The following is a 20,666-nucleotide window of genomic DNA, read 5'->3' on the forward strand; positions in this document are numbered from 1 at the left end:
CCTACAATCCTGGTTAATGAGGTATCCTATCCCTAACTTTCTAATAATATGGATACGGCACTGTATAAAAGTAACAAAGCCATTACCATATTAAACTGATTTCTATATCTTGTTAAGAATATTTGAAACAAGGAGCCAAACACGCTCCAACAAACAGTACCAGCAAAACCGACAAAAGCAAGAAATAGCGAATATAAAATTAAACTAAAATTAGAATTGTTAAAGGGTATGATAAAGGTTGATGTAGCAGTTATCCCATATAAAACAACTTTGGGATTTATGAATTGTAAAAGCATCCCTAAAAAAAATCCATAATTCTTTTTGTCGTCTCTTTCATTATTTTTTTCTTTACTAAAAATAATTTTTAAAGCTAAATACAACATATAGATTGAGCCAAAGATATTCATACTAAATTCTATTTTTGGAATGGTGTTTTTTAACAAAACATTCAAATAACTACACAATATCATGATTACTAAAAAACCTGTACCAACTCCTAAACAAAACTTAATAGTCCTTTTAAAGCCATACTTATTAGCAGACAACATCACCATAATGTTATTGGGACCAGGAGTAAAAGCAGTCACAAAAACATATAACAAAAAAGATAATAAAGTCAAAATATAACCTCCCTTATTGTGTGTTATAATGTCTAAAATAGACAATATAACGATTTACGTTTTATTGTAAATTACGGACGTTATATTGTAAATAAAAAATTTAGGAGTGTTTTTATGGAAGAAATAAATTTAATCATTGCAAAAAATTTAAAAGCTTATAGGGAAAGTAAAAAATTAAGCCTAGAAAAAGTCGCAGAAATTACTGGGGTAAGTAAAACCATGATTAGTCAAATTGAAAGAGGTGAATCAAGTCCTACAATTACAACAATATGGAAAATTGCAAATGGATTAAAGATTTCTTTTACTTCTTTAATAAATAATCCACAACCAGATGCTAAAGTTATCTTAAAAAATGATATTCAAACACTTTTTGAGGATAATGGAAAATATAGACTTTATCCTTTCTTCCCCTTCCAAGATGATAGACGTTTTGAAGTCTATTCTGTTGAAATAGAAAAAGGTGGGTATCTTAGTTCGGAGTCGCACGGTGAAGGAACTGAGGAGTTCTTAACTGTTTTTGAAGGTGAATTAACTGTACGGGTAAATAACAATGAATATACAGTAAAAAATGGCGATTCTATCAGGTTTATGGCTGATAGACCTCATACCTATCATAACTCAGGGGTAACATTAACCCGATTAAGTATGGTTATATACTATCCAATTTAACCCCCAGTTTAATTAAATAGGGGGTTTTCCTTTTAATTCTTTATCTTGGACTATGTTCAACTAAACTGCCGCGAACATTTCTATCGATTAGATATGGGAAAAGGCACTATCAGGAATAAAGTTCGTGGTATTACATCAAATGAGGAACTTGATAGAATCTTCGATGCAGATGCTGTACGAGAAGATTAAATTCTACATCTATCCTGTCTCCTCAACCTGTGCAAAAACAAACACTATCCAATCTGTCAACTCAACCCTATTCCTTTTTTGGTAGTTGATTTGTTTCCACAAACAATAAAAATTAGGGTTTCCTTACATTATCTCCTCCGGCAAAGTAACCGTGAGGAAAGCCAAATGTCTGGAAACCCTTTATTTATCAGTGTTTTGAATACTCTTATTTCTCTATCCTTGACATCAATACTACGCACTCAACGTGTACCGTATGCGGAAACATATCCACCGGCTGCACTTCCACCGTGCGGTAGCCGCCATCCTCCAGCACGCGCAGATCGCGCGCTAGTGTGGCCGGATTGCACGACACGTACACGACACGCTCTGGCTGCATCGCCAGAATCGTATCCAGCAGCTTCGGATCGCAGCCTTTGCGCGGCGGGTCGACGACGATGACACCTGGGACGATGCCCTCCTCGCGCCAGCGAGGGATGACGTCTTCGGATGCGCCTGTCTCGAAGTGGACGTTGCTCATGCCGTTCAGCTCGGCATTCGCCTTAGCGTCTTCGATCGCCTCGGGGACGATTTCGACGCCGTATACTTGCTTCGCGTGCTGGGCGAGGAAGAGTGAGATCGTACCGATGCCGCAATAAGCGTCGATGACAGTCTCTTTCCCCGTTAGAGCAGCGTACTCTACTGTCTTGCTGTACAACAGTTCGGTCTGTACCGGGTTCACCTGATAGAATGAACGCGCTGAGATAGCAAATTTAACGTCTCCGATGTAGTCATAGATGACTTCACGTCCCCAGAGTACTTTAGTCGTATCCCCGAAGATTACGTTTGTTTGTTTCGTATTAATATTCTGGCAAATGCTCACCACTTTAGGCATTTCTTCACGAATTGCGGAGATCCAAGCATCCACTTGCGGGATACGTTCGCCGTTCGTCACGAGGACGATCATCATCTCGCCTGTGCGGAAGCCGACCTTCACGACAACGTGGCGCAAGAGACCTTGTCCGCTCTCTTCATCATAAGCGGTAATGCCGAGTCTGCGGCCGATGTCTTTCACGCGGCGCACGACGTCGTCGTTATGCTCATGCTGAATGAGACAGCTCTCCATATCGACAATTCGGTGGCTGCCGCGTGCGTAGAAGCCGCCGACAAGACCGCCGTCCACGATACCCATAGGCACCTGTGCCTTGTTACGGTATCTCCAAGGTTCGTCCATTCCAATTGTCGGGTGGACAACAATACCCTCGGCACCGTCTTCAACCTGCAGCTTGCCGATCCGCTCCAAGTTATCCACGACGAGCTGACGCTTCCACTGAAGCTGAGCCGTGTAGTCCATATGCTGGAGCTGACAACCTCCGCATTTATCGTAAATCGGGCAAGGCGGCGCTACGCGATACGGGCTGCTCTCTACGAGTTCAAGCAGCTTCGCATACCCGTATTGCTTCTTCGTCTTCAGCACTTTAACGCGAACCTTCTCGCCGGGAAGTGCTCCTTGTACAAAAAGGGTATAGCCGTCTGCACGGCCTACCCCTTCTCCTTCATGGCTCATGCCGATGATGTCGACTACGACCTCATCGTTCTTAGATACTGGCAGCCCTTCAATTTGGGCAGTGCCAGTCCGGCGGCCGATCCCAGGGCCGCTGCGGTGTTTCTTCATGTTGTCTTCTTCACTTCTTTCATCATCTTCTTTATAAATCCGTTATATTTAAATGTTCATCTGATATGGAATGGATTATGCAAAAATTCGCAAATGCTGAGGCAGCATTTGAAATGTAGCAGGAAGAACGCCGCCAAGCTCACCATCTAGGTTAAGCTGCACATGGGCTGGGGAAGTGACTTCCATATAATCTGTCCGAAAATAGACGACGTGCGGATCGTTCAAATGCTCACCGCGGAGCGCTAATGTTACAAGCCGTACAAACTCTGGCAAGTTGCATTTCTTTAGCGCAATCACATCGAATAATCCGTCATCGATGCGAGCGCCGGGAGCGAGCTTCTCAAAACCGCCTACAGAGTTCGTATTCGCGATAAGGAACATCATGAATTCATCATGCAGCATTTCCTGTCCTTCGGCTTGTATAATTAACTCTGTCGGAGATAGGTTCGTCATCTTCTCAATCCCTTTTAAATAATAAGCGAGCTGTCCAATCATCGTCTTCAGCTTGCTCGGAACCTCGTACGTAAGCTCAGTCAGCTTGCCGCCGCCTGCAATATTTACAAAATACCGATCATTGGCTTTGCCCACATCGATCGGCCTAAGCTCCCCGCGAATAATGAGATTGCAGCAATCTTCCCAATTTCTAGGGATTCCCATCGCACGTGCAAAGTCATTCGTCGTTCCAACCGGGAAGTAGCCAAGCGGAGGCAAGTTCTCCTTCTCTGCCATCCCGTTAATGACTTCGTTCAGCGTACCGTCACCGCCAGCAGCGATAATGAGATCATATCCTCCTCGCTCGACGGCATCTGCCGCTGCACGAGTCGCATCACCTTCACCCGTTGTTGCATGACAGGTCGCTTCTATTCCCGCTTCGTCGAGTCGCTGCAGAATATCCGGCAGCCTCCTCCGCATCTCCTCGCGTCCTGAGGTCGGATTATAGATCAACCTAGCTCTCTTCATTGTATGATACGCCACCTATTAATCATATTGTCTTTCATTTAGGAAAGAACGAATTTGCTTCAAGGTCCACTTAGGCAGAAAAGGGTGCGGTAACAGCGCCTTACCTGCATATTGATAGGATAGCCCTCTCAGACGGTCTGGAATCGCGGTATTTAAGAAATACCCTTCGCTTAAGAACAGAGGTGCAACGATAACCGTATAACCCCGCTCCTGACTCCAGTATTCCACTCGTTCCCGAACACTCTCTGGGTTAAGCAGACCATAATCAGCATAAGCAACTCCGCTTATGTGCTGGACTCGCTCGGCCAGTGATGAAATTCCATGCACCCAACGCTGGCGAAACCAATCATATCTACTCCCATGCCCTACAATAACAATAACCTCTCGATCAGGCCTAGCAGACAAATGCTTCACTTTATCCCAAATCATTTGTGCGACTTCAGCATCATCATCGACAGGCTTTCCATAATGGATATGAGCACGGAAATCAAAACGTTCCAAATCAGTCTCCAGTTCAGGCTGCTCCTTCACACCAAGGGCGTAAGCAATTTCATCCACATGGGTACTGCCCGATGAGACGAACAGCGGAATAACAAAAATATCGGTTACTCCTTGCTCCTCTAACCGGCGAATTCCATCCTGAATAAGCCTACCTTCCACGAGTTCAAGAAAGGAGGCTTCTACTTGTAAATTCTTTAGCTGTTGCTGTTTGATTTGTTCTTCTAACTGAGTTACGGCTTCATCCACCAAAGTAACCCAAGACGATTCACGCGAACCATGGCTAATAATAAGTACGCCAGGTTTGTTCATGGTTTAACGTCCCAGACGATCGAGTGCCATCTTGTAACCGTCTGTTCCGTAATTTAGGCACCGTTTCACACGGGAAATCGTTGCAGTGCTTGCACCTGTCTCAGCCTCAATCTGATTATATGTGCTGCCTTTACCAAGCATGCGGGCAACTTCGAGGCGCTGAGATAAAGACTGAATTTCATTTACTGTACATAAATCTTCAAAAAATATATAGCATTCTTCGATGTCTTTAAGCGTTAAAATAGCTTCAAATAATTGATCTATCGTTTTATCATTCAATTTCTTGAGCTGCACGAATTATCATCCCCTACGATTACTGTAACCTTCTATTATCACTTCACTTACTTATTCTCATTGTGATCCATCCTCATTGTAACTGAGCGAGCCTTACTTTTTCAAGCATTACCGATTTCACGCATTACAGAATAGAATCATGAAATGGATGATGACTTCTATTTCAGCCCAAATCCGCCTATTTCAGGACATTCGTCTATACATGTAATTTGCCTACTACATACAGTATAGTATAAATCATCCATGAAGGAATGTGATCATTCATGCCTGAGCAATATGTTCACCCGCGTCATAACCAACGTTCACTGGGCGGTCCGTTCAATCCTTCCCCCTACCCAGGCATCAACCCATATATGGAAGTGCCGAATATGGCACAGTCATCCTCGCTCGTTCCCTTTGCTTCTTCTGCACAGCCTGTAACCACGGTTACCCAGGGAGCCGCGGGTGCTGCGGGCGCCGCCAGTGCCGCAGGCAGTGCAGCATCTGGAGGATTGTCTCTGGCAAATCTAGGACAGTTAAAGGGGATGATTGACCGCTTAGGCGGAATTGACGGAATCGTCGCTACAATGGGCAAAGTGCAGCAAGTTATGAACGGCGTTCAGCAAGTCGCTCCTATGATTAAACTGCTCATGGGATCGTTCGGTAAAGGCAAAAGTAAAAAAAATGCTACAACCAAACCAAGAAGGCAAGTTGTATATGAATATAGACCTCGTCGCAAACGCCGTAGAAAGACATATTCAAGTCCAAGAAAATCCTCTTCATCTAGGACACGACAATCATCCGGCAGTTCAACATCGCGCCGCCCGAAATCATCAATACCATTCCGACCGCCTTCATCCCAATCCTCAACTAAAAAACGCTAAATACTTGAACATTTTGGAAGGCATACTCCTCTTGCCGTATTGCGAACCCACCTTTTCGGGATTCCAGTACGGCTTATTGTTTAGAACCAGCCTCTCCGTTTAAACCAAGCAGCCATCCATATGCCAAGGAGTGCCATAATCAATAGTACGGCAAAATAACCATACTTCCACTTCAGCTCAGGCATATAAGCAAAGTTCATCCCATAAATTCCAGCAATGAGCGTCAGGGGCATAAAAATCGTCGTGATGACCGTCAGCGTCTTCATGATCGAATTCATCCGGTTAGAGTTCAACGAAATATAACTATCCCTTAAATCGGCAGTCATCTCTCGATCTTCCTCAATCATGTCAGACAGCTTCAGCAGATGATCATATATATCGGTAAAATAAGCCGTGTGTTCCCGTTCTCTCTGAATATGCTGTGAATTCACTATACGGTACAGTAATTCCCGCATCGGCACAATGGTACGGCGAAGTTTAAGAAGACGGCTTCTTAGATCAAACACCTGTTCCATCAGTTCATCAACCGACTCACGGCTCCCTCGATTTTCGAGCTCTGCGAGCTCATCTTCAATAGCGTATAGGCAAGGAAAGTAGTTATCGACGAGCTTATCCATAATTTTGTACGCCGCCGCTACAGGTCCTCTCGCCCATATTTTGCGATCGTGAACATTTTGAACAATGCGCTGCCACGCGTCATCGATTTCCTGAAGGTGCTGCCCATGATAGGAAACAATATAGTTCGAGCCGAGAAACAAATCGACCTCTTCAATATGTAAATCATCCAAATGGATGGCATGAAGCACGAGGAACTGCACATCATCATAAATGTCAAGCTTAGGCCGCTGAATCAGATGCATACAATCTTCTATAGCTAAAGGATGAAAATGAAAATGAGTATCTAACAGTTTCGATTCTTCATCAGTCGGCGAATTAAAGTCCACCCAAATCCATGCATAATTTTCTGGCTGTAACTCTGCAAGCGGCAAATCCATTATTACGTCATGCGTACGAGTTATGGCAAGCGTTCGAATCAACCTTCAAACCTCCTCTATATTCATATAACAAAAAAGCCAACCTTCCCAGATTGGCTCCACTCTACCCTAAAAAAGAATTTTATATATAATCCCTGCCAAAATCGCTGCAATTGGAATCGTAATGACCCAAGCAATGACGATACGTCCCGCTAGGGACCATTTTACCGCAGAGAACCGTTTCGCAGATCCTACGCCTAAAATAGAAGACGTAATGACATGCGTTGTACTTACCGGCAAATGAGTCATCGTAGCTGTAAAGATGATGGATGCAGAAGATAAATCCGCTGCAAAACCGTTAATAGGCTCAATTTTAAAAATTTTCGTGCCCATCGTTTTAATGATTTTCCAGCCGCCGATTGATGTTCCGAGTGCCATTGCCGTAGCTGCAGCAATTTTAGCCCAAAGCGGAACTTCTAGATGATCTTGAACACCTGCACTAACAAGTGCAAAAGTGATGATCCCCATCGCCTTTTGAGCGTCATTCGTACCGTGTGTGAAGGATTGCAACGCTGCCGTTATAATCTGCAAAAATCGAAAGCCTTTGTTCACCGTATGCGGACTATGCTTGGCAAATATCCATTTTAAAATGGTCATAACCACATAACCAACAACAAACGCAAGCAGTGGAGAAATGACAAGCGCTTCAACAATGCTGCCAAAACCGCCCCAATTCAGTTGATCTGGCGCAGCGACAAATACGGCACCAGCCAGAGCCCCGATCAATGCATGCGAGGAAGAAGACGGAATACCGAACCACCAAGTGACAAGATTCCAAATAATCGCTGCAATTAACGTTGCAATGACAACTTCAATCCCGTTATCCAGCTTCAGCGGGTCTGCTACACTGCCCCCGATTTTCTTCGCAACACCCGTAAACAACATCGCTCCAACAAAGTTCATGACCGCTGCCAGCAAAATCGCTAATCTTGGAGGTAATGCTCTTGTTGATACCGATGTGGCAATCGCATTGGCTGTATCATGGAATCCATTAATAAAGTCAAACGCCAGAGCGAGAAAAACGACTATTCCAAGTACAAGTAATGATGTATCCATATTTATTTTATTGCACAGTGTCGATAGAACCCAACATACCCGCGCAATCTAGACCTCCTTTTTGACACTCTCTTTGTCCATAGCGAAGCCGCTTAAGAATTGCGCATGATGATGGATTCGAGCGTATTCGCTACATCTTCACAAGTATCCGTTGTTGTTTCAAGGCGCTCATAAATCTCTTTTCTCTTAATGAGCTCGATCGGATCTGTTACTTTTGCGAAAAGCTCTTTGACCGACATGCGAAGCAGTTCGTCCCCTTGGTTCTCGAGGTCATTCAGGCGAATCGTGTGCTCGCGAATGGCTAGGAGTTTTTTCTCAGTAAGCAAGTGAATCGCCTTTTGAATCTCATAGGCAGATTGACGCAAAATTTCTGCGAACTGCACGATGTATTCATCCGGATCACTTAAATGATACATGTCGAACCTCGAAGCACTTGCTTCAAGACCGTCTAATACATCATCAACTGTGGTTGCCAGTTCCATAATATCGTCACGTTCGATCGGCGTAATAAATGTTTTGTTGAGCTCGATAATGATGGTATGAGTAAACTCATCACATTTTGTCTCATATTCCTTCATCTGTTTGGCAAAAAGTGATACATCTTGTAATTTCGCAACATGTTCAGCAAAATAATCCGCTGCTTGTACGACCGTATCTGCCATATTCTCCAATTGTTCGAAGAATATATCTTTCTTCTTTATCCGCATACAATAACCCCTTTTCTAAAAATTGCTGAAAAACCTCGAAATAAAGAAAAAGACAACCTTTGTTATCTTACCATAAATGGAGGTGGTTTTGTAAAGAACCACATTTGCAAAATGCCGCCTCCCTAAAAGGATGGAAGCGCCATCCATAAAGGGAGTGTGCAATAGTCTTTTTTATTGATTTTTAATCGTTACATGACCTGCAAATGCAGGGCTACTCGGAACAATATTATAGTATGTTTGACCAGCATATAACGGTACCTCTTTACCGTCTTTAACAAATCGAATAATGTCACCGCTGCTTCGTACCCATTGTCCAGTTAACATTTTCCCCCGTTGCAGTAATATTGCTTCACCGCCGAGGTCTAGATCAATGCTTAATCTTCCCACCTTATCCAGCACTTTAATGTCGGCACCCATAATAATGACGTTCGCTGCACTGAGCTGTTCATTGGTATTCAAATCGATATGCGGCTTCCCATTAATAGATCGTTTGTATACCTTAGCTTGTTCATCATAATCGTAGCCAACTACATAGTCACTAGCGATGAATTTCACTTGTACGGATTTTGCGCTCTCTCCAGAAGCTTCTTCCGTCTCATCACGAAAAGTATATGCAGGAATACTCACTTGCTGTTCGTACCCATGCTTGTCAGCACCTTTTCGAAGCTTGTCTATGCTTGAATATAAATTATGGGGAGCCTTACGATCTTTCTCTCTCCAAAAGTATGCCCCCGCATTCGTAATTTCATCGAGGTGTTCTTTCTTTTGTTTTTGCAAAATCGCATACGCATCAGTACTGCCTCCAGCATGGACGAGCACTCCATGATAGCTTTCGCCGATCTCTATTAAATAAGGCCGAATACTGCGAATCGGTCCGATCTTGTTAATATCTTTATGACTTTGGAAAATAGCTACAAACCGAGTAATCCCGCCTTCAGCCGGTACTTCGTACACGACATCTGCCTTACTTAATCCCGATTGCGGCCTAGCCGCAGGGGCATTATTGATCATCACCGCAAGAGGTCTATCTTGCACTAGCTGCTCCATAGGCATACCTGTTAGCGGTGCCGTATACATTGGAGTGGTCGATGCTGCCTCCTCTGCAGGCGGGGTTTGCTGCTTCTGCTGCACTTCTGCCGGCCCTTCCGAAACCTCAGGTTTACCTGCACTTGAGCAGGACGATAACATTACGATAAGAGCAATTGCGATTACAATTTGAACATACAGTCTCTTTGAAAAATGTTTGGTCATATTTATCATTTCCCTCCCGAAGCATAAGGCATCATCTTCCTTAAATTCCATCTTACTTCATTTAAGCACAACATCACTCCAAATTGAACACAAAAAAGGCTACCCTTTAAAATCTCATAAGGTAGCCCTTTATATATCGAATTTATAAGACGATTAATTCTTCGCTGTTTCCAAAGCTCCAAACATTTAAACTGATTGAACCCATTTGATACATCTGGAACAATTTCTTCGCCTTGCGCCCGTTATCGGCTGCGCCCATTGCATAGAAGAAAGGCGCAATATGTTCAGTTCCGTACGCAGGAACGGCCAGGCGCGCATTAGGCGCTTTTTTCTCGTAACCAAATAAATGATTCGTGTTCCACTCAGCTAACTGCTCACCAATCCAGTCGTCAAACTGAGCTGCAAAGTCTTGTGGTCCCTCCATATGGCGAACCATCCGTAAATTGTGCACCAATCCTCCGCTCCCAATGATGAGCACATCCTGCTCTCTTAGACTCGACAGCATTGCACCAATATCGTACTGCTCCTTTGGTGATCTTCTAGAGTCAATGGACAGCTCCACAACAGGAATATTCGCATCTGGATACATTGTTCGAAGTATCACCCAAGCGCCATGATCAAGGCCTCGTCCTTGCACCTTCTGATATGGCAGATTGCTCTTCTTGAACAACTGCTCCACCTGCGTCACAACCTCTGAATCCCCGCGCACCGGGTATTCAATGTTGTAGAGCGGTTCAGGGAACCCGTAGAAATCATGGAGCGTCTCATGCAGCTTGTCATCCGTAATATGTTGGACAGGCTGGTCCCAGTGGGCAGAGAATATAACGATCGCACGCGGCGTCTTTATTTTCCGGCCCAAATGTGTGAGAAATTGCGTATAATCGTTGTCCTCTAAAGCTAGAGCAGGCGAGCCATGCGCAATAAATAATGCAGGTAATGTCATCGGTGCCAACCTCCACACTCCAGTATAAGGTTACACCTTTTATTTTACCTTTTATTCGTGACAAATACTAGGCAGAAAGCTAAATCATCCAGTGTTGCCAATCCGTCTGTATAGCTTCCTTGTCGCTGAGCCAATTTTGCGTCTTCTGAAGCAGCTCTGCTCGGTGCGGACCAGATGAATACGTATGATTCGCTTGGAAGATGATTTCCTTGTCGCAGCAGCCTTCTGGACGCATCCAGAACAATTTCTGATACAGAAATGCATAGTCCACAGGAATGACTTCGTCCGAGGTTCCATGAATGACGAGAACATCGCCGCTAAATTTGAGCGCTTCTTGGAATGGCTGGAACGCCGCAAGCGACTCAAAGTAATTCGGTGTAAAGCTGTATCCTAGATAGTCTGCCGCACCTTCTTTTACAGCACGATCGTATGTGTCCCGTCCCGTAATTTTCACAATATCATTAAATGGATAGCCCACCGCCGACCACAGAACAAGATTCTTCACCCGGCGATCTCGAACCGCTGTATGCAGCGCGACCGCTCCGCCAAGACTGTGACCAATCAGCGTAACACGAGTCAGATCAACATCGCAGCAGCTTGTCGCGTAATCAAGCACGGTCCTTGTCTGGTTAATCATCGATTCCATTCCTTCTTTGCCGTATGCGCCTGTGCTCTCACCGCAGCCTGCATAATCGAATCGCACTACAAGATAACCCTTTGAAGACAGCTCCCGCGCAGTTTCAACGAACAGACGATCTACCCCAATTCGGTTGCCCACAAAACCGTGGCAAATCACGATAAGGGGGACACGATCTTTACTTCGTCCATCTTGCTTGACGTTATTCTCTGGATAATGAATCGTTGCTGTCAGGTCTTTCTTCTCATGCCGGATGACGATGTGGCGTTCCATTCGAATTCCTCCCTTAGTTATGCAATGTATCAATATCGTTCAAATATATTTATAATTCCGATAAGTTTAATGTGATTTATTTGAACTCATCTTATCATCGCGGCGGGAGTGATGTCAATGTTATTCATAATACAACTTCATGTAATGATTCGTTTCTTTCTTGCCTTTCCACTGATTTGCATCAGCATTTTCGCCATATGGAGCATCATTGATTGAAACGTCTAACCATTCTGCAGACAATATTTCTGCTTCTGGCAGCATTTCATCTGCTGATCCTCTGGAATGACTGTGAAGTAAATAGTAACGTGTCAAATCTTGCTCCATATATTCCATACTCATCCCCATCCTTTCTGTTAAATGATTGCCCTTATTTTCAGATGAACATAGAACATTTTATACTTGACACATACGACTATTTTTTATATATTTTACAAAAATAAACAGTTCGGCACACTTACGAGAAGCACCCGTAAGGTAAGGCTCATCAGGCCTTTCCTGCGGGTGTTTTTTTTGGTGACGTGTGCGAGCATAGTTAAATCTGGGGAGGTTCTGAATGAAACGAATGAACTTGTATGCAAAAATAGCCACAAAAATAGTGTTAGCACTTTTAGTCGTTCTGCTTACCCTTCATCATCCTGCATCTGTAAAAGCAGCTTCCATGGAGTTATCTCCTGCGCAGAAATCTAACTTAGACAAAACAACAGCTTCCACCGATAGAGCACTTGCAGGTAAAATCAACGCACTGTACAGTACTTTCCTGACCTTGCAGGTGCAGGATCAAAAGATCGACCAGAACATTAGTACACTCCACTATAGTAATGAGGAAGCGCTAGCGATCCTCCGCAAACAAATCAAACTAATTGATGCGGAGAAGCTAAGTAAGCTTGATAATGCTCTCAAGCAAACTAAGGAACGCTATAAGCCGCTGTTCGATCTGTACAGTACGCTAAACAAGCAAATTGCAGCCGCCAGAAAGCTGAAAAACAAAGAGCTCAGCAGCGCGCTTCGTTCCCAGGCAGATACTGTGAAGATTGCTGTGCAGCTGGCACGAGAAGACATTCAGGCTAAAGAACATGCGCTCGCTGCCGCAAAAGATGAAGCGGGCAAAAAGATAAAGAAAATTCGCAATATCTTGTCAGAGATTGATCCTCTTATAATGAAAATCAAGGCAGAGCGAAGCACTGCGACTATTCTCAAGAGGAACGTAAGCCCAATGTGGAAGACGCTTACTCAATCGATTAAAGACAACGATGCGAAAAGGACAGAAAGTTCTCTAACCAACATAAATTCCTTACTTCGTCAAATTTCCGAGCAGAAGCAGAAAATGATGAATCTGGAGGGGAAAATCAGCGGTATTATTCAGAGTGCGAGAGCTCAAATGCCTATAAGTTGATAAGTTAGAAAACTTCACATGTCATAGTAATGATAACCCAGGGAGATACTAAATCATGGTTTTCTTGTACATATCATAGGACTGCAATATACTGTAGTAAATATTAGAAAACGGCTTCCTGAGGGGGAATCATATTAGACATGAATGATTTGCGTAGAACGTTTGAAGAGAACAATGAGAAAAAGAAGCAAATGAACAGTGAAAATGCAAAGATATATTCTCAAATGGTGGAATATATACGCAGCAATGCTTCTGATGAGGTCGAAGGCGAGAAGCATATTTCAAAAATTGCAGACCGAATCATTGAGGCCGAGGAGAGCGGACATAGCGCTGCTGAATTATTCGGCGACGATCCGCAAAAATATTGCCAAGAGCTCATTAACGACGATTTCCCTAAACGTACATCTTCGGAAAAAATAAAGTTCTATATCATGATACCGTGGGTCGCACTAACCTGGGTGTTCTTACTACTGGCTCTCACTAGTTTTTTGAGCGATTGGACGGGCGGTCCTTCTGACATCAAAAACATCAGCCTCGCAACGCTCATTATAATCGGCCTTGGCTCTATTTTACTTGTTGAATCGTTATTACGTTTTCTAGATAAGCTAGGTGATGGCAAAGTAAGCGTAAAAGGATTTAACGCGAAAACGATCGGTATTTATTTAGTTATCGTTGTTGTTATATTGTACGTCGGCTTTTACCTACGCACGGTGTTGCCGGTGTTTACATTAACCCCTTTGACCAGCTTAATTCTGTTCATTATCGGAGTTCTCGGACAGAAGTTCATTTTTTTACGAAAAAAATAAGTGTTTAATAAAGAAGGCGGCCTCACTTAACTTAACCGTTAAGGAGGACGCCTTTTTTATGACTGCTTTTATTGATCGATAACAACGGACCCGGACTCGGCATCCCATTTCACATTAGCGTCAAGCGCTTCACTAATAAAGCGTACTGGCACCATTGTACTTCCGTTCTCAACCGTTGCAGGAACATCAAGATTTACAGCTTTACCATTCACATATGCAACCTTTTGATCAAGTACAATCGTAACGATCGTCACATTTTGAACAACAGTTACTGAACGTTTCTTCGCATTGTAGGTTACTTTAGCTTTAAGCTGCTCAGAGATAATACGGAATGGAACTAATGTGCTTCCATCTTTAACGATCGGAGCAGTTGTTGACTGTACCTCGCTGCCATTGATCACAATTTTAACCCCATGTCCTTTACGGCCAGGTTTTCCGTAAGTGCTAGTCGTAACCGTTACATCTGGTTGTCCATAAGTACTAATTGTTACGGTTACACGCCCTTGTTCTTTTTTAGGTTTTTCTTGTTTGCCATAAGTACTGGAAGTTACCGATTCACGGTCCTCGTCACGTTTCTCTTTCTTCTCTTGCTTCTCTCTCTTCTCTTGCTCCTTGCGATCTTTCTTGTCTTCTCTCTTGTCAGACTGATCTGACCAATTGGAATGTTCATCGTGCTGTCTAAAGTTGCGGTCATTGCCTCCATGATTTCCATGAGCTGATACTGCACCTGCTGTCAAGCTGCCCACTAACATAAACGTTAATAACATCATTCCTAATTTGCGCACGTTAACGCCTCCTCAAATGTATTTTCTATATTGTTATCTTCGGAAGATATTGTCGTATTATGAAGAGGATGAAGGACAATAGGTACAGTTCCCACAGCAAAAAGGTCCGAAAGAACTAGCCAGAAACTCGGCTAGCCTCTACGGACCTATCATGATTATAGAAGGACATTTAATGCTATAGTCGCACTTCTTCGTTATATCAACATATTAAATAAGTTCAGATCGCGATTCACTTCAGTGAACTGGATGCCTTTACTCTTCAATCGCTCGACAAGCGGCTCGTAATCTTCTTTATAGGTAAGCTCAATACCTACGAGTGCCGGACCGTTGTCTTTGTTATTCTTCTTCGTATATTCGAACCGGGTAATATCATCGTTAGGACCAAGTACTTCAGCTACAAACTCACGAAGAGCGCCTGCCCGCTGCGGAAAGTTAATAACAAAATAGTGCTTCAATCCTTCGTAAATCAATGAACGCTCCTGAATCTCCTGCATTCGGTCGATATCGTTATTACCGCCGCTAATGACGCACACTACATTTTTGCCGCGAATATGTTCACGATACAAATCAAGTGCAGCTACTGTAAGAGAACCTGCAGGTTCTACGACAATTGCATTTTCATTATACAACTCCAGAATGGTCGTACATGCTTTGCCTTCTGGAACTTTCACGATATCATGCAGTACTGTCGAGCAGATTTGATAAGTAAGCTGTCCAACCCGCTTCACAGCAGCCCCGTCGATAAATTTATCGATCTCCTGCAGCGTTACTACTTCTTGCCGAGCAAGCGCCTCAGTCATGGAAGCCGCACCTGTCGGTTCAACGCCGATCACCTTTGTGGATGGGCTAACGGTCTTCACGTATGTGCCGACACCTGCTGCAAGTCCGCCTCCGCCGATCGTTACAAAAACAAAATCTGCAGGCACATCTAGACTTTCCATCACTTCCATGCCGATCGTACCATTACCCGCAATAATCTTCGCATCATCAAATGGATGAATGAACGTCATGCCATATTGCTGGCAAGCTTTCATCGCTTCCTCATACGCATCATCATATGTATCGCCAGTTAGAATAACTTCCACGTGCGAACCGCCAAACCGCTTCACCTGTTTCACCTTTTGGTTAGGTGTAGTGCTTGGCATATAAATTTTGCCTTGAATCCCAAGCGCATTACAAGAGAACGCCACGCCTTGAGCATGGTTACCCGCACTTGCACAGACAATCCCCTTGTCCAATTCCTCCTGTGATAGACTTCGTATCATATTGTAAGCCCCGCGAATTTTGAAAGAACGTACGACCTGCAAATCCTCACGCTTCAAATATACGTTGCAATCATACTTTGCCGAAAGTGTAGCATCAAGTTGCAGCGGGGTTCGTACAATCACTTCACGAAGCACATGATGCGCACGAACAATATCGGCCATCCCAACAGTTGGGGTATCAGCTGTATCCATTTCAGTTCTCCTCGCTTTACTCTATTTACGTCTATCACTGCATCATCCAATTTTCCGAAAATCTCCATCCCTACCGTACCACCATAAGGAGATATTTTTCAAGAGGGGAAGAGTGTTGATATGATCAACAAGGCTTGGACCGATCTAGATTGGCGCAGCGAAGTTCATGTTCATGGTTAATAACAACAAGGCCTCTCATCCGTAGATGAAAGACCTTGTTAACTATCTATGAAAATATTATTGCTCTAAGAACATTTGACCGAACCATTTCGCAGCAGCGACCACTTCAGTTCGTGTTAATTGGTGACCGTAATTTTCCCAATGGACGGTAACATCGGCTCCCGCACCTTTAAGCAGTGCTTCCAAATCCTCTGTCTCATTTGGAGGGCACATGGAGTCATTCTTGCCTGCACCGATAAAGACAGGAACATCCTCCAAAGCAGGAAGCTCTTTGCCGCGAATCGGTACCATCGGATGGTGCAATACAGCACCCTTAAGTGCATCACCATAATGAAACATAAGGCTGGCGGCGATATTCGCACCGTTCGAGTAGCCTACAGCTACCATATTACGGCGATCCACATTATACTTCTCCGCTGCTTCATCTAGAAACTGATTAAGTTCCTGTGTGCGGAGCACCAAATCTTCCAAATCAAATACGCCTTCAGCAAGTCTCTTAAAGAACCGCGGCATCCCATTTTCCAGCACATTACCTCGAATGCTTAATACGCTTGATAGGGGTGACAGCATTTCGACAAGTGGCAGTAAATCATGCTCTGTACCGCCTGTACCGTGCAGCAGAACTAACGTCGGAGCAGCTTCATCACTGCCCTTTTTAAAGATATGTTGATGATTCACTCTTTATCCTCCTTCAGTACGCGCACCTCAACTGGCGGCAAGTTTTGTTCAATGAGAGAACGATGCGGTTCGAACCATTCTGGAAGCATTAATTTCTGTCCGAGCTGATCTATCGGTTCGTCGTTATCAAATCCAGGGGGATCTGTAGCGATTTCGAACAATATGCCGCCATATTCCCGGAAATATACCGCATTGAAATATTGACGGTCGATGACTGGTGTAGGACGAAGAGCTTTATTTGCAATAAGCTTTCTCCACTGTTCATGCTCTTCAAAATCTTTGGCACGCCAAGCGATATGATGCACGGTTCCTGCCCCGCCTTCGCCCCACGGCATATCCTGAGCATTAATATCGATCAAATTGCCAAGATCACCTGCAGCACGATAACGAATAAGTCCGTTTTCTTCAGCAACCTTTTCTAATCCAAGTATATTTTCAAGCACGTTCCTTGTGTCTTTCGAAGAAATACTGAAGAGAACAGCTCCCCCGAATCCTTTAATCGCTTTATCTGCCGGCACACCACCGAAAGACCAAGTGCTTAATGGACCTTCCTCGCGCTCAACCAATTCAATGAGCAACCCTGAATTGTCCTCGAAACGGATATATTTCTCACCGAAACGTGTCGTTTCTTCGAAAGCAATGCCAAATTTGTTCAGTCTTTCTTGCCAGAACGGCATGCTGCCAGAAGGGATCGTAAACACCGTAATCCCGACCTGTCCGCCGCCAATGACCCCTTTGCGTGCATTTGCTTGCGGGAAGAAGGTCATAATTGTACCTGGGCTGCCTTTCTCATTCCCAAAGTAAAAATGGTACACCTCTGGAGCATCAAAGTTAATCGTCTTCTTCACCATACGTAAGCCAAGCACGCCAACGTAGAAATCAACATTCGCTTGCGCATCATTTACAAATGCGGTGATATGGTGAATTCCTGCTGTCTTAAGCACCTAAACTCCTCCTCTACTCAAAACGAAAACGAAACATTATTTTCATGTATTTTAAAATTAAGATTCTTTAGTTTTATATTAATATAAATGACTGCTACATGCAAATCAATTGCGATGCCACTTCCACAAATAAACGAAGCCGTCAATCCATGTCACTTAGGTACCAACACGGACTAACGGCTCTTTGATTTATTTTATACAATTTATTTTATACATTTATTTTACCCGAGTTTTTCTCGGCCTTCTGGCTCTCCTCAAGAATAGGGAGAATATCAATCCTGCAAGAGCAATCCACGTAGCAACAATGAAGGCATCATCGATGCCTTGGATACTCGCATTTTTCAAAGATAGTCCATAGACCATTTGCAGACCAATAGCGTATCCTGTCTCTGGAGGAACACCCGCCATCACCGCAATGTTCTGCCCTATCGCGTTCATATTTTCTACAATAACAGGGTTGGCCGCCGATACATGATTGGCTGCATCAGCGACATGGATCGTCGTTCGTGTAGACATTACCGTCACAAGCAGTGCAGTTCCGATCGATCCAGCCACCTGCCGCATCGTATTGGACATGGCTGTGCCATGGGCACTTAAATGAAGAGGTAACTGATTAAGCCCTTCCGTCTGCACCGACATCATGAGCAGTGACATCCCAAAGCTGCGTACAGTATAAAGAAACAAAATGTGCGAATAAGTTGTATCCGCAGTCAGCTTGCTGAATTCAAACGTTGAGACAGCAGTAATAATCAGTCCGACAATGGCCAGTGGCCGCGCCCCTATTTTATCGAAAATAACACCTGAAATAGGCGACATAATGCCCATCAATATAGCACCCGGCAGAAGCAGTAATCCAGACTGCAGCGGAGTATATCCGCGAATATTCTGCAAATAAATCGGCAGCAGCAGCATTGCACCGAATAGAACCATCGTTACCACAGCACCGACAATCGTTGAGATCGTGAAAATATCGTATTTAAACACACGAAATTCGAGTAGCGGTTCATCTAATCTAAGCTCACGCAGTACAAAGAGCAAAATAAATACGGCTCCAATGAATAACGAGACAAGGACAGTCATACTCTCCCATCCCTTATCCCCTGCAGAGCTAAATCCATACAGCAACGTTCCGAATCCAATCGTTGAGAATACGACTCCCCAAAAATCGAACTTAGGATTCGTTAGTTTGGATACGTTGCCCAACCATTTATAAGCAAACAGGATATCAAGGACAGCAAGTGGAATGACCATGAAAAATAAAATGCGCCACGTATAGTTCTCTACAATCCAGCCCGATAAAGTTGGCCCTATTGCTGGAGCGAACATAATCGCTATGCCCATCATGCCCATTGCTCTGCCGCGCTTTTCTGGCGGGAAAACGGTTAGAAAGACGTTCATCACTACCGGCATAATAATCCCAGCCCCGCAAGCTTGGATAATCCGTCCGAAGAGCATAAGCGGAAATGTTGTACTCACAGCGCACAGAACGGATCCTGCAGTGAACAGGCCCATAGCTGAAATGAACAAACCTCGTGTACCAAACGATCCAATGAGATAAGCCGTAAGCGGAATGAGTACACCGTTAACGAGTAGGTACGCGGTAGACAGCCACTGCACCGTTGTTGCCGATACGTTAAATTCATTCATCAAATGAGGGATGGCTACATTAAGCAGCGTCTGATTAAGTATTGCAATAAACGTTCCCAATAACAGGACGGTTAGTGTGCGTCCCAAATGGGCGTTGTCCGCGTTCGCCATGACGCTGTCCTCCTAGATGTGAATTCTTACCGTTGCATTCATGCCAGGAACGATTCCAAGTCCTTTATACCCCTCAATTGTAATCGTGACAGGGATGACTTGAGTCACTTTGGTATAGTTGGCGTTCGTGTTCGTACTTGGAAACAAGGAGAACGTAGATGCTGTTGCTAAACCAATTTGGTGTACAGTGCCTGTAAGAGTTGTACCAGGAAATGCGTCGATATAGACGTCTACCGTTTGACCAACTTCCAAATCGTTAATATCCGTCTCGTTTATGTTCGCGTTAATCCACAAATCATTTAAATTGTAGGCTCTCGCTAAAATTGTACCTGGAACGACAAAAGAGCGGGGTACTGCGGACTGCTGTACAATGGTGGAGCTGATCGGAACTGTAATTGTCTCCGTCGTTGCCCCGGTCTGAATACTGCCTATCGTATCGCCAGCGTTGTAGGATTTACCTACTTGTCCGTTCCAACTCGCCAGCCTGCCAGCTGCAGGAGCCATAATCGTCACCGGTTGACCGGCCACTTGGGCATTATTCGTTCTTATGTAGTTAGCTGTTTGATTGTAGTAGTAAATAGCTGCTCCCCCAAGTGCAAGGATAATGATGATGACTAAAATATTGACAAGCAATGCTCGTGCATTCATAGCATGAAATTCCTCCTCATTCGTTGGCCAAATATAGCTAGTCTAAGCAAGAGCATTTCC

General features: G+C 44.1%; 22 protein-coding genes. 4 read left to right on the forward strand and 18 right to left on the reverse strand.

All coding sequences use genetic code 11. From position 1 onward, the window contains the following. Positions 1–32: 32 nt before the first annotated feature. On the reverse strand, positions 33–620 hold the full coding sequence (locus J2Z20_RS12670) for a LysE family transporter (protein ID WP_209850678.1): 588 nt from the start codon (positions 618–620) through the stop codon (positions 33–35). Between the two features lie 114 nt (positions 621–734). Here J2Z20_RS12670 and J2Z20_RS12675 point away from each other — a divergent pair, with 114 nt between their 5' ends. Next, entirely contained in the window at positions 735–1,289 is a 555-nt protein-coding gene (locus tag J2Z20_RS12675) for a helix-turn-helix domain-containing protein (RefSeq protein WP_209850680.1), read from the forward strand. A 394-nt stretch (positions 1,290–1,683) separates the two neighbouring features. On the opposite strand, the gene rlmD is transcribed toward J2Z20_RS12675, so the two are convergent. The 4 genes from rlmD to J2Z20_RS12695 all read right to left on the reverse strand — a co-directional run bounded on the left by rlmD (position 1,684) and on the right by J2Z20_RS12695 (position 5,193). Next, positions 1,684–3,129, reverse strand: a complete 1,446-nt coding sequence (rlmD, locus tag J2Z20_RS12680; protein ID WP_209850684.1) for a 23S rRNA (uracil(1939)-C(5))-methyltransferase RlmD — start codon at positions 3,127–3,129, stop codon at positions 1,684–1,686. 75 nt (positions 3,130–3,204) lie between these two features. Beyond that, complete coding sequence (locus J2Z20_RS12685) at positions 3,205–4,089, reverse strand: diacylglycerol kinase (RefSeq protein WP_209850687.1); 885 nt, start codon at positions 4,087–4,089, stop codon at positions 3,205–3,207. An 18-nt stretch (positions 4,090–4,107) separates the two neighbouring features. Next, on the reverse strand, positions 4,108–4,899 hold the full coding sequence (locus J2Z20_RS12690; RefSeq protein WP_209850690.1) for a sirohydrochlorin chelatase: 792 nt from the start codon (positions 4,897–4,899) through the stop codon (positions 4,108–4,110). A 3-nt stretch (positions 4,900–4,902) separates the two neighbouring features. Further along, positions 4,903–5,193, reverse strand: coding sequence for a YerC/YecD family TrpR-related protein (locus tag J2Z20_RS12695; RefSeq protein ID WP_209850693.1), 291 nt, complete (start codon positions 5,191–5,193; stop codon positions 4,903–4,905). A gap of 263 nt (positions 5,194–5,456) precedes the next feature. Here J2Z20_RS12695 and J2Z20_RS12700 point away from each other — a divergent pair, with 263 nt between their 5' ends. After that, positions 5,457–6,056, forward strand: a complete 600-nt coding sequence (locus J2Z20_RS12700) for a tyrosine protein kinase (RefSeq protein WP_245252316.1) — start codon at positions 5,457–5,459, stop codon at positions 6,054–6,056. A gap of 80 nt (positions 6,057–6,136) precedes the next feature. On the opposite strand, the gene corA is transcribed toward J2Z20_RS12700, so the two are convergent. The 7 genes from corA to J2Z20_RS12735 form a co-directional block, all read right to left on the reverse strand. Beyond that, positions 6,137–7,093 (reverse strand): magnesium/cobalt transporter CorA, encoded by a 957-nt coding sequence (corA, locus tag J2Z20_RS12705; RefSeq protein ID WP_209850696.1) that lies wholly within the window; start codon positions 7,091–7,093, stop codon positions 6,137–6,139. 66 nt (positions 7,094–7,159) lie between these two features. After that, positions 7,160–8,146 carry an inorganic phosphate transporter gene (locus J2Z20_RS12710; RefSeq protein WP_209850699.1) on the reverse strand — a complete coding sequence of 329 codons (987 nt, stop codon included), beginning with the start codon at positions 8,144–8,146 and terminating at the stop codon, positions 7,160–7,162. Between the two features lie 92 nt (positions 8,147–8,238). Then, the gene (locus J2Z20_RS12715) at positions 8,239–8,853 is read right to left on the reverse strand and encodes a DUF47 domain-containing protein (RefSeq protein ID WP_209850701.1); all 615 of its coding nucleotides are present in this window, start codon (positions 8,851–8,853) and stop codon (positions 8,239–8,241) included. Between the two features lie 171 nt (positions 8,854–9,024). Next, on the reverse strand, positions 9,025–10,104 hold the full coding sequence (locus J2Z20_RS12720; RefSeq protein WP_209850704.1) for a DUF3048 domain-containing protein: 1,080 nt from the start codon (positions 10,102–10,104) through the stop codon (positions 9,025–9,027). 142 nt (positions 10,105–10,246) lie between these two features. After that, positions 10,247–11,047 (reverse strand): DODA-type extradiol aromatic ring-opening family dioxygenase, encoded by an 801-nt coding sequence (locus J2Z20_RS12725; RefSeq protein WP_209850707.1) that lies wholly within the window; start codon positions 11,045–11,047, stop codon positions 10,247–10,249. Between the two features lie 79 nt (positions 11,048–11,126). Next, the gene (locus J2Z20_RS12730; protein WP_209850710.1) at positions 11,127–11,957 is read right to left on the reverse strand and encodes an alpha/beta hydrolase; all 831 of its coding nucleotides are present in this window, start codon (positions 11,955–11,957) and stop codon (positions 11,127–11,129) included. Between the two features lie 120 nt (positions 11,958–12,077). Further along, a complete protein-coding gene (locus tag J2Z20_RS12735; RefSeq protein WP_209850713.1) occupies positions 12,078–12,290 on the reverse strand; it encodes a hypothetical protein in 213 nt (70 codons plus the stop codon). 220 nt (positions 12,291–12,510) lie between these two features. Here J2Z20_RS12735 and J2Z20_RS12740 point away from each other — a divergent pair, with 220 nt between their 5' ends. Together J2Z20_RS12740 and J2Z20_RS12745 are read left to right on the forward strand one after the other, a co-directional pair. Then, positions 12,511–13,350: a hypothetical protein gene (locus J2Z20_RS12740; protein WP_209850715.1), complete on the forward strand. Its 840-nt coding sequence runs from the start codon at positions 12,511–12,513 to the stop codon at positions 13,348–13,350. 140 nt (positions 13,351–13,490) lie between these two features. Then, entirely contained in the window at positions 13,491–14,156 is a 666-nt protein-coding gene (locus tag J2Z20_RS12745) for a DUF1129 family protein (protein WP_209850717.1), read from the forward strand. Between the two features lie 68 nt (positions 14,157–14,224). Here the strand turns inward: J2Z20_RS12745 and J2Z20_RS12750 are convergent, their stop codons facing one another. From J2Z20_RS12750 to J2Z20_RS12775, 6 genes are all read right to left on the reverse strand, one after another. Next, positions 14,225–14,941 carry a copper amine oxidase N-terminal domain-containing protein gene (locus J2Z20_RS12750; RefSeq protein ID WP_209850720.1) on the reverse strand — a complete coding sequence of 239 codons (717 nt, stop codon included), beginning with the start codon at positions 14,939–14,941 and terminating at the stop codon, positions 14,225–14,227. A gap of 194 nt (positions 14,942–15,135) precedes the next feature. After that, positions 15,136–16,398 carry a threonine ammonia-lyase IlvA gene (gene ilvA / locus J2Z20_RS12755; protein WP_209850723.1) on the reverse strand — a complete coding sequence of 421 codons (1,263 nt, stop codon included), beginning with the start codon at positions 16,396–16,398 and terminating at the stop codon, positions 15,136–15,138. A gap of 237 nt (positions 16,399–16,635) precedes the next feature. Beyond that, positions 16,636–17,256, reverse strand: a complete 621-nt coding sequence (locus J2Z20_RS12760; protein ID WP_209850726.1) for an alpha/beta hydrolase — start codon at positions 17,254–17,256, stop codon at positions 16,636–16,638. Then, a complete protein-coding gene (locus tag J2Z20_RS12765) occupies positions 17,253–18,200 on the reverse strand; it encodes a ring-cleaving dioxygenase (RefSeq protein WP_209850728.1) in 948 nt (315 codons plus the stop codon). The genes J2Z20_RS12760 and J2Z20_RS12765 overlap by 4 nt, the downstream gene beginning before the upstream one ends. Before the next feature lie 216 nt (positions 18,201–18,416). Then, complete coding sequence (locus J2Z20_RS12770; protein WP_209850731.1) at positions 18,417–19,958, reverse strand: DHA2 family efflux MFS transporter permease subunit; 1,542 nt, start codon at positions 19,956–19,958, stop codon at positions 18,417–18,419. A gap of 12 nt (positions 19,959–19,970) precedes the next feature. After that, positions 19,971–20,606 (reverse strand): HlyD family secretion protein, encoded by a 636-nt coding sequence (locus tag J2Z20_RS12775; protein WP_209850734.1) that lies wholly within the window; start codon positions 20,604–20,606, stop codon positions 19,971–19,973. Between the last annotated feature and the right edge of the window lie 60 nt (positions 20,607–20,666).

Source organism: Paenibacillus sediminis, from assembly GCF_017873765.1.
GTDB classification, from domain to species: Bacteria; Bacillota; Bacilli; order Paenibacillales; family Paenibacillaceae; genus Paenibacillus_AG; species Paenibacillus_AG sediminis.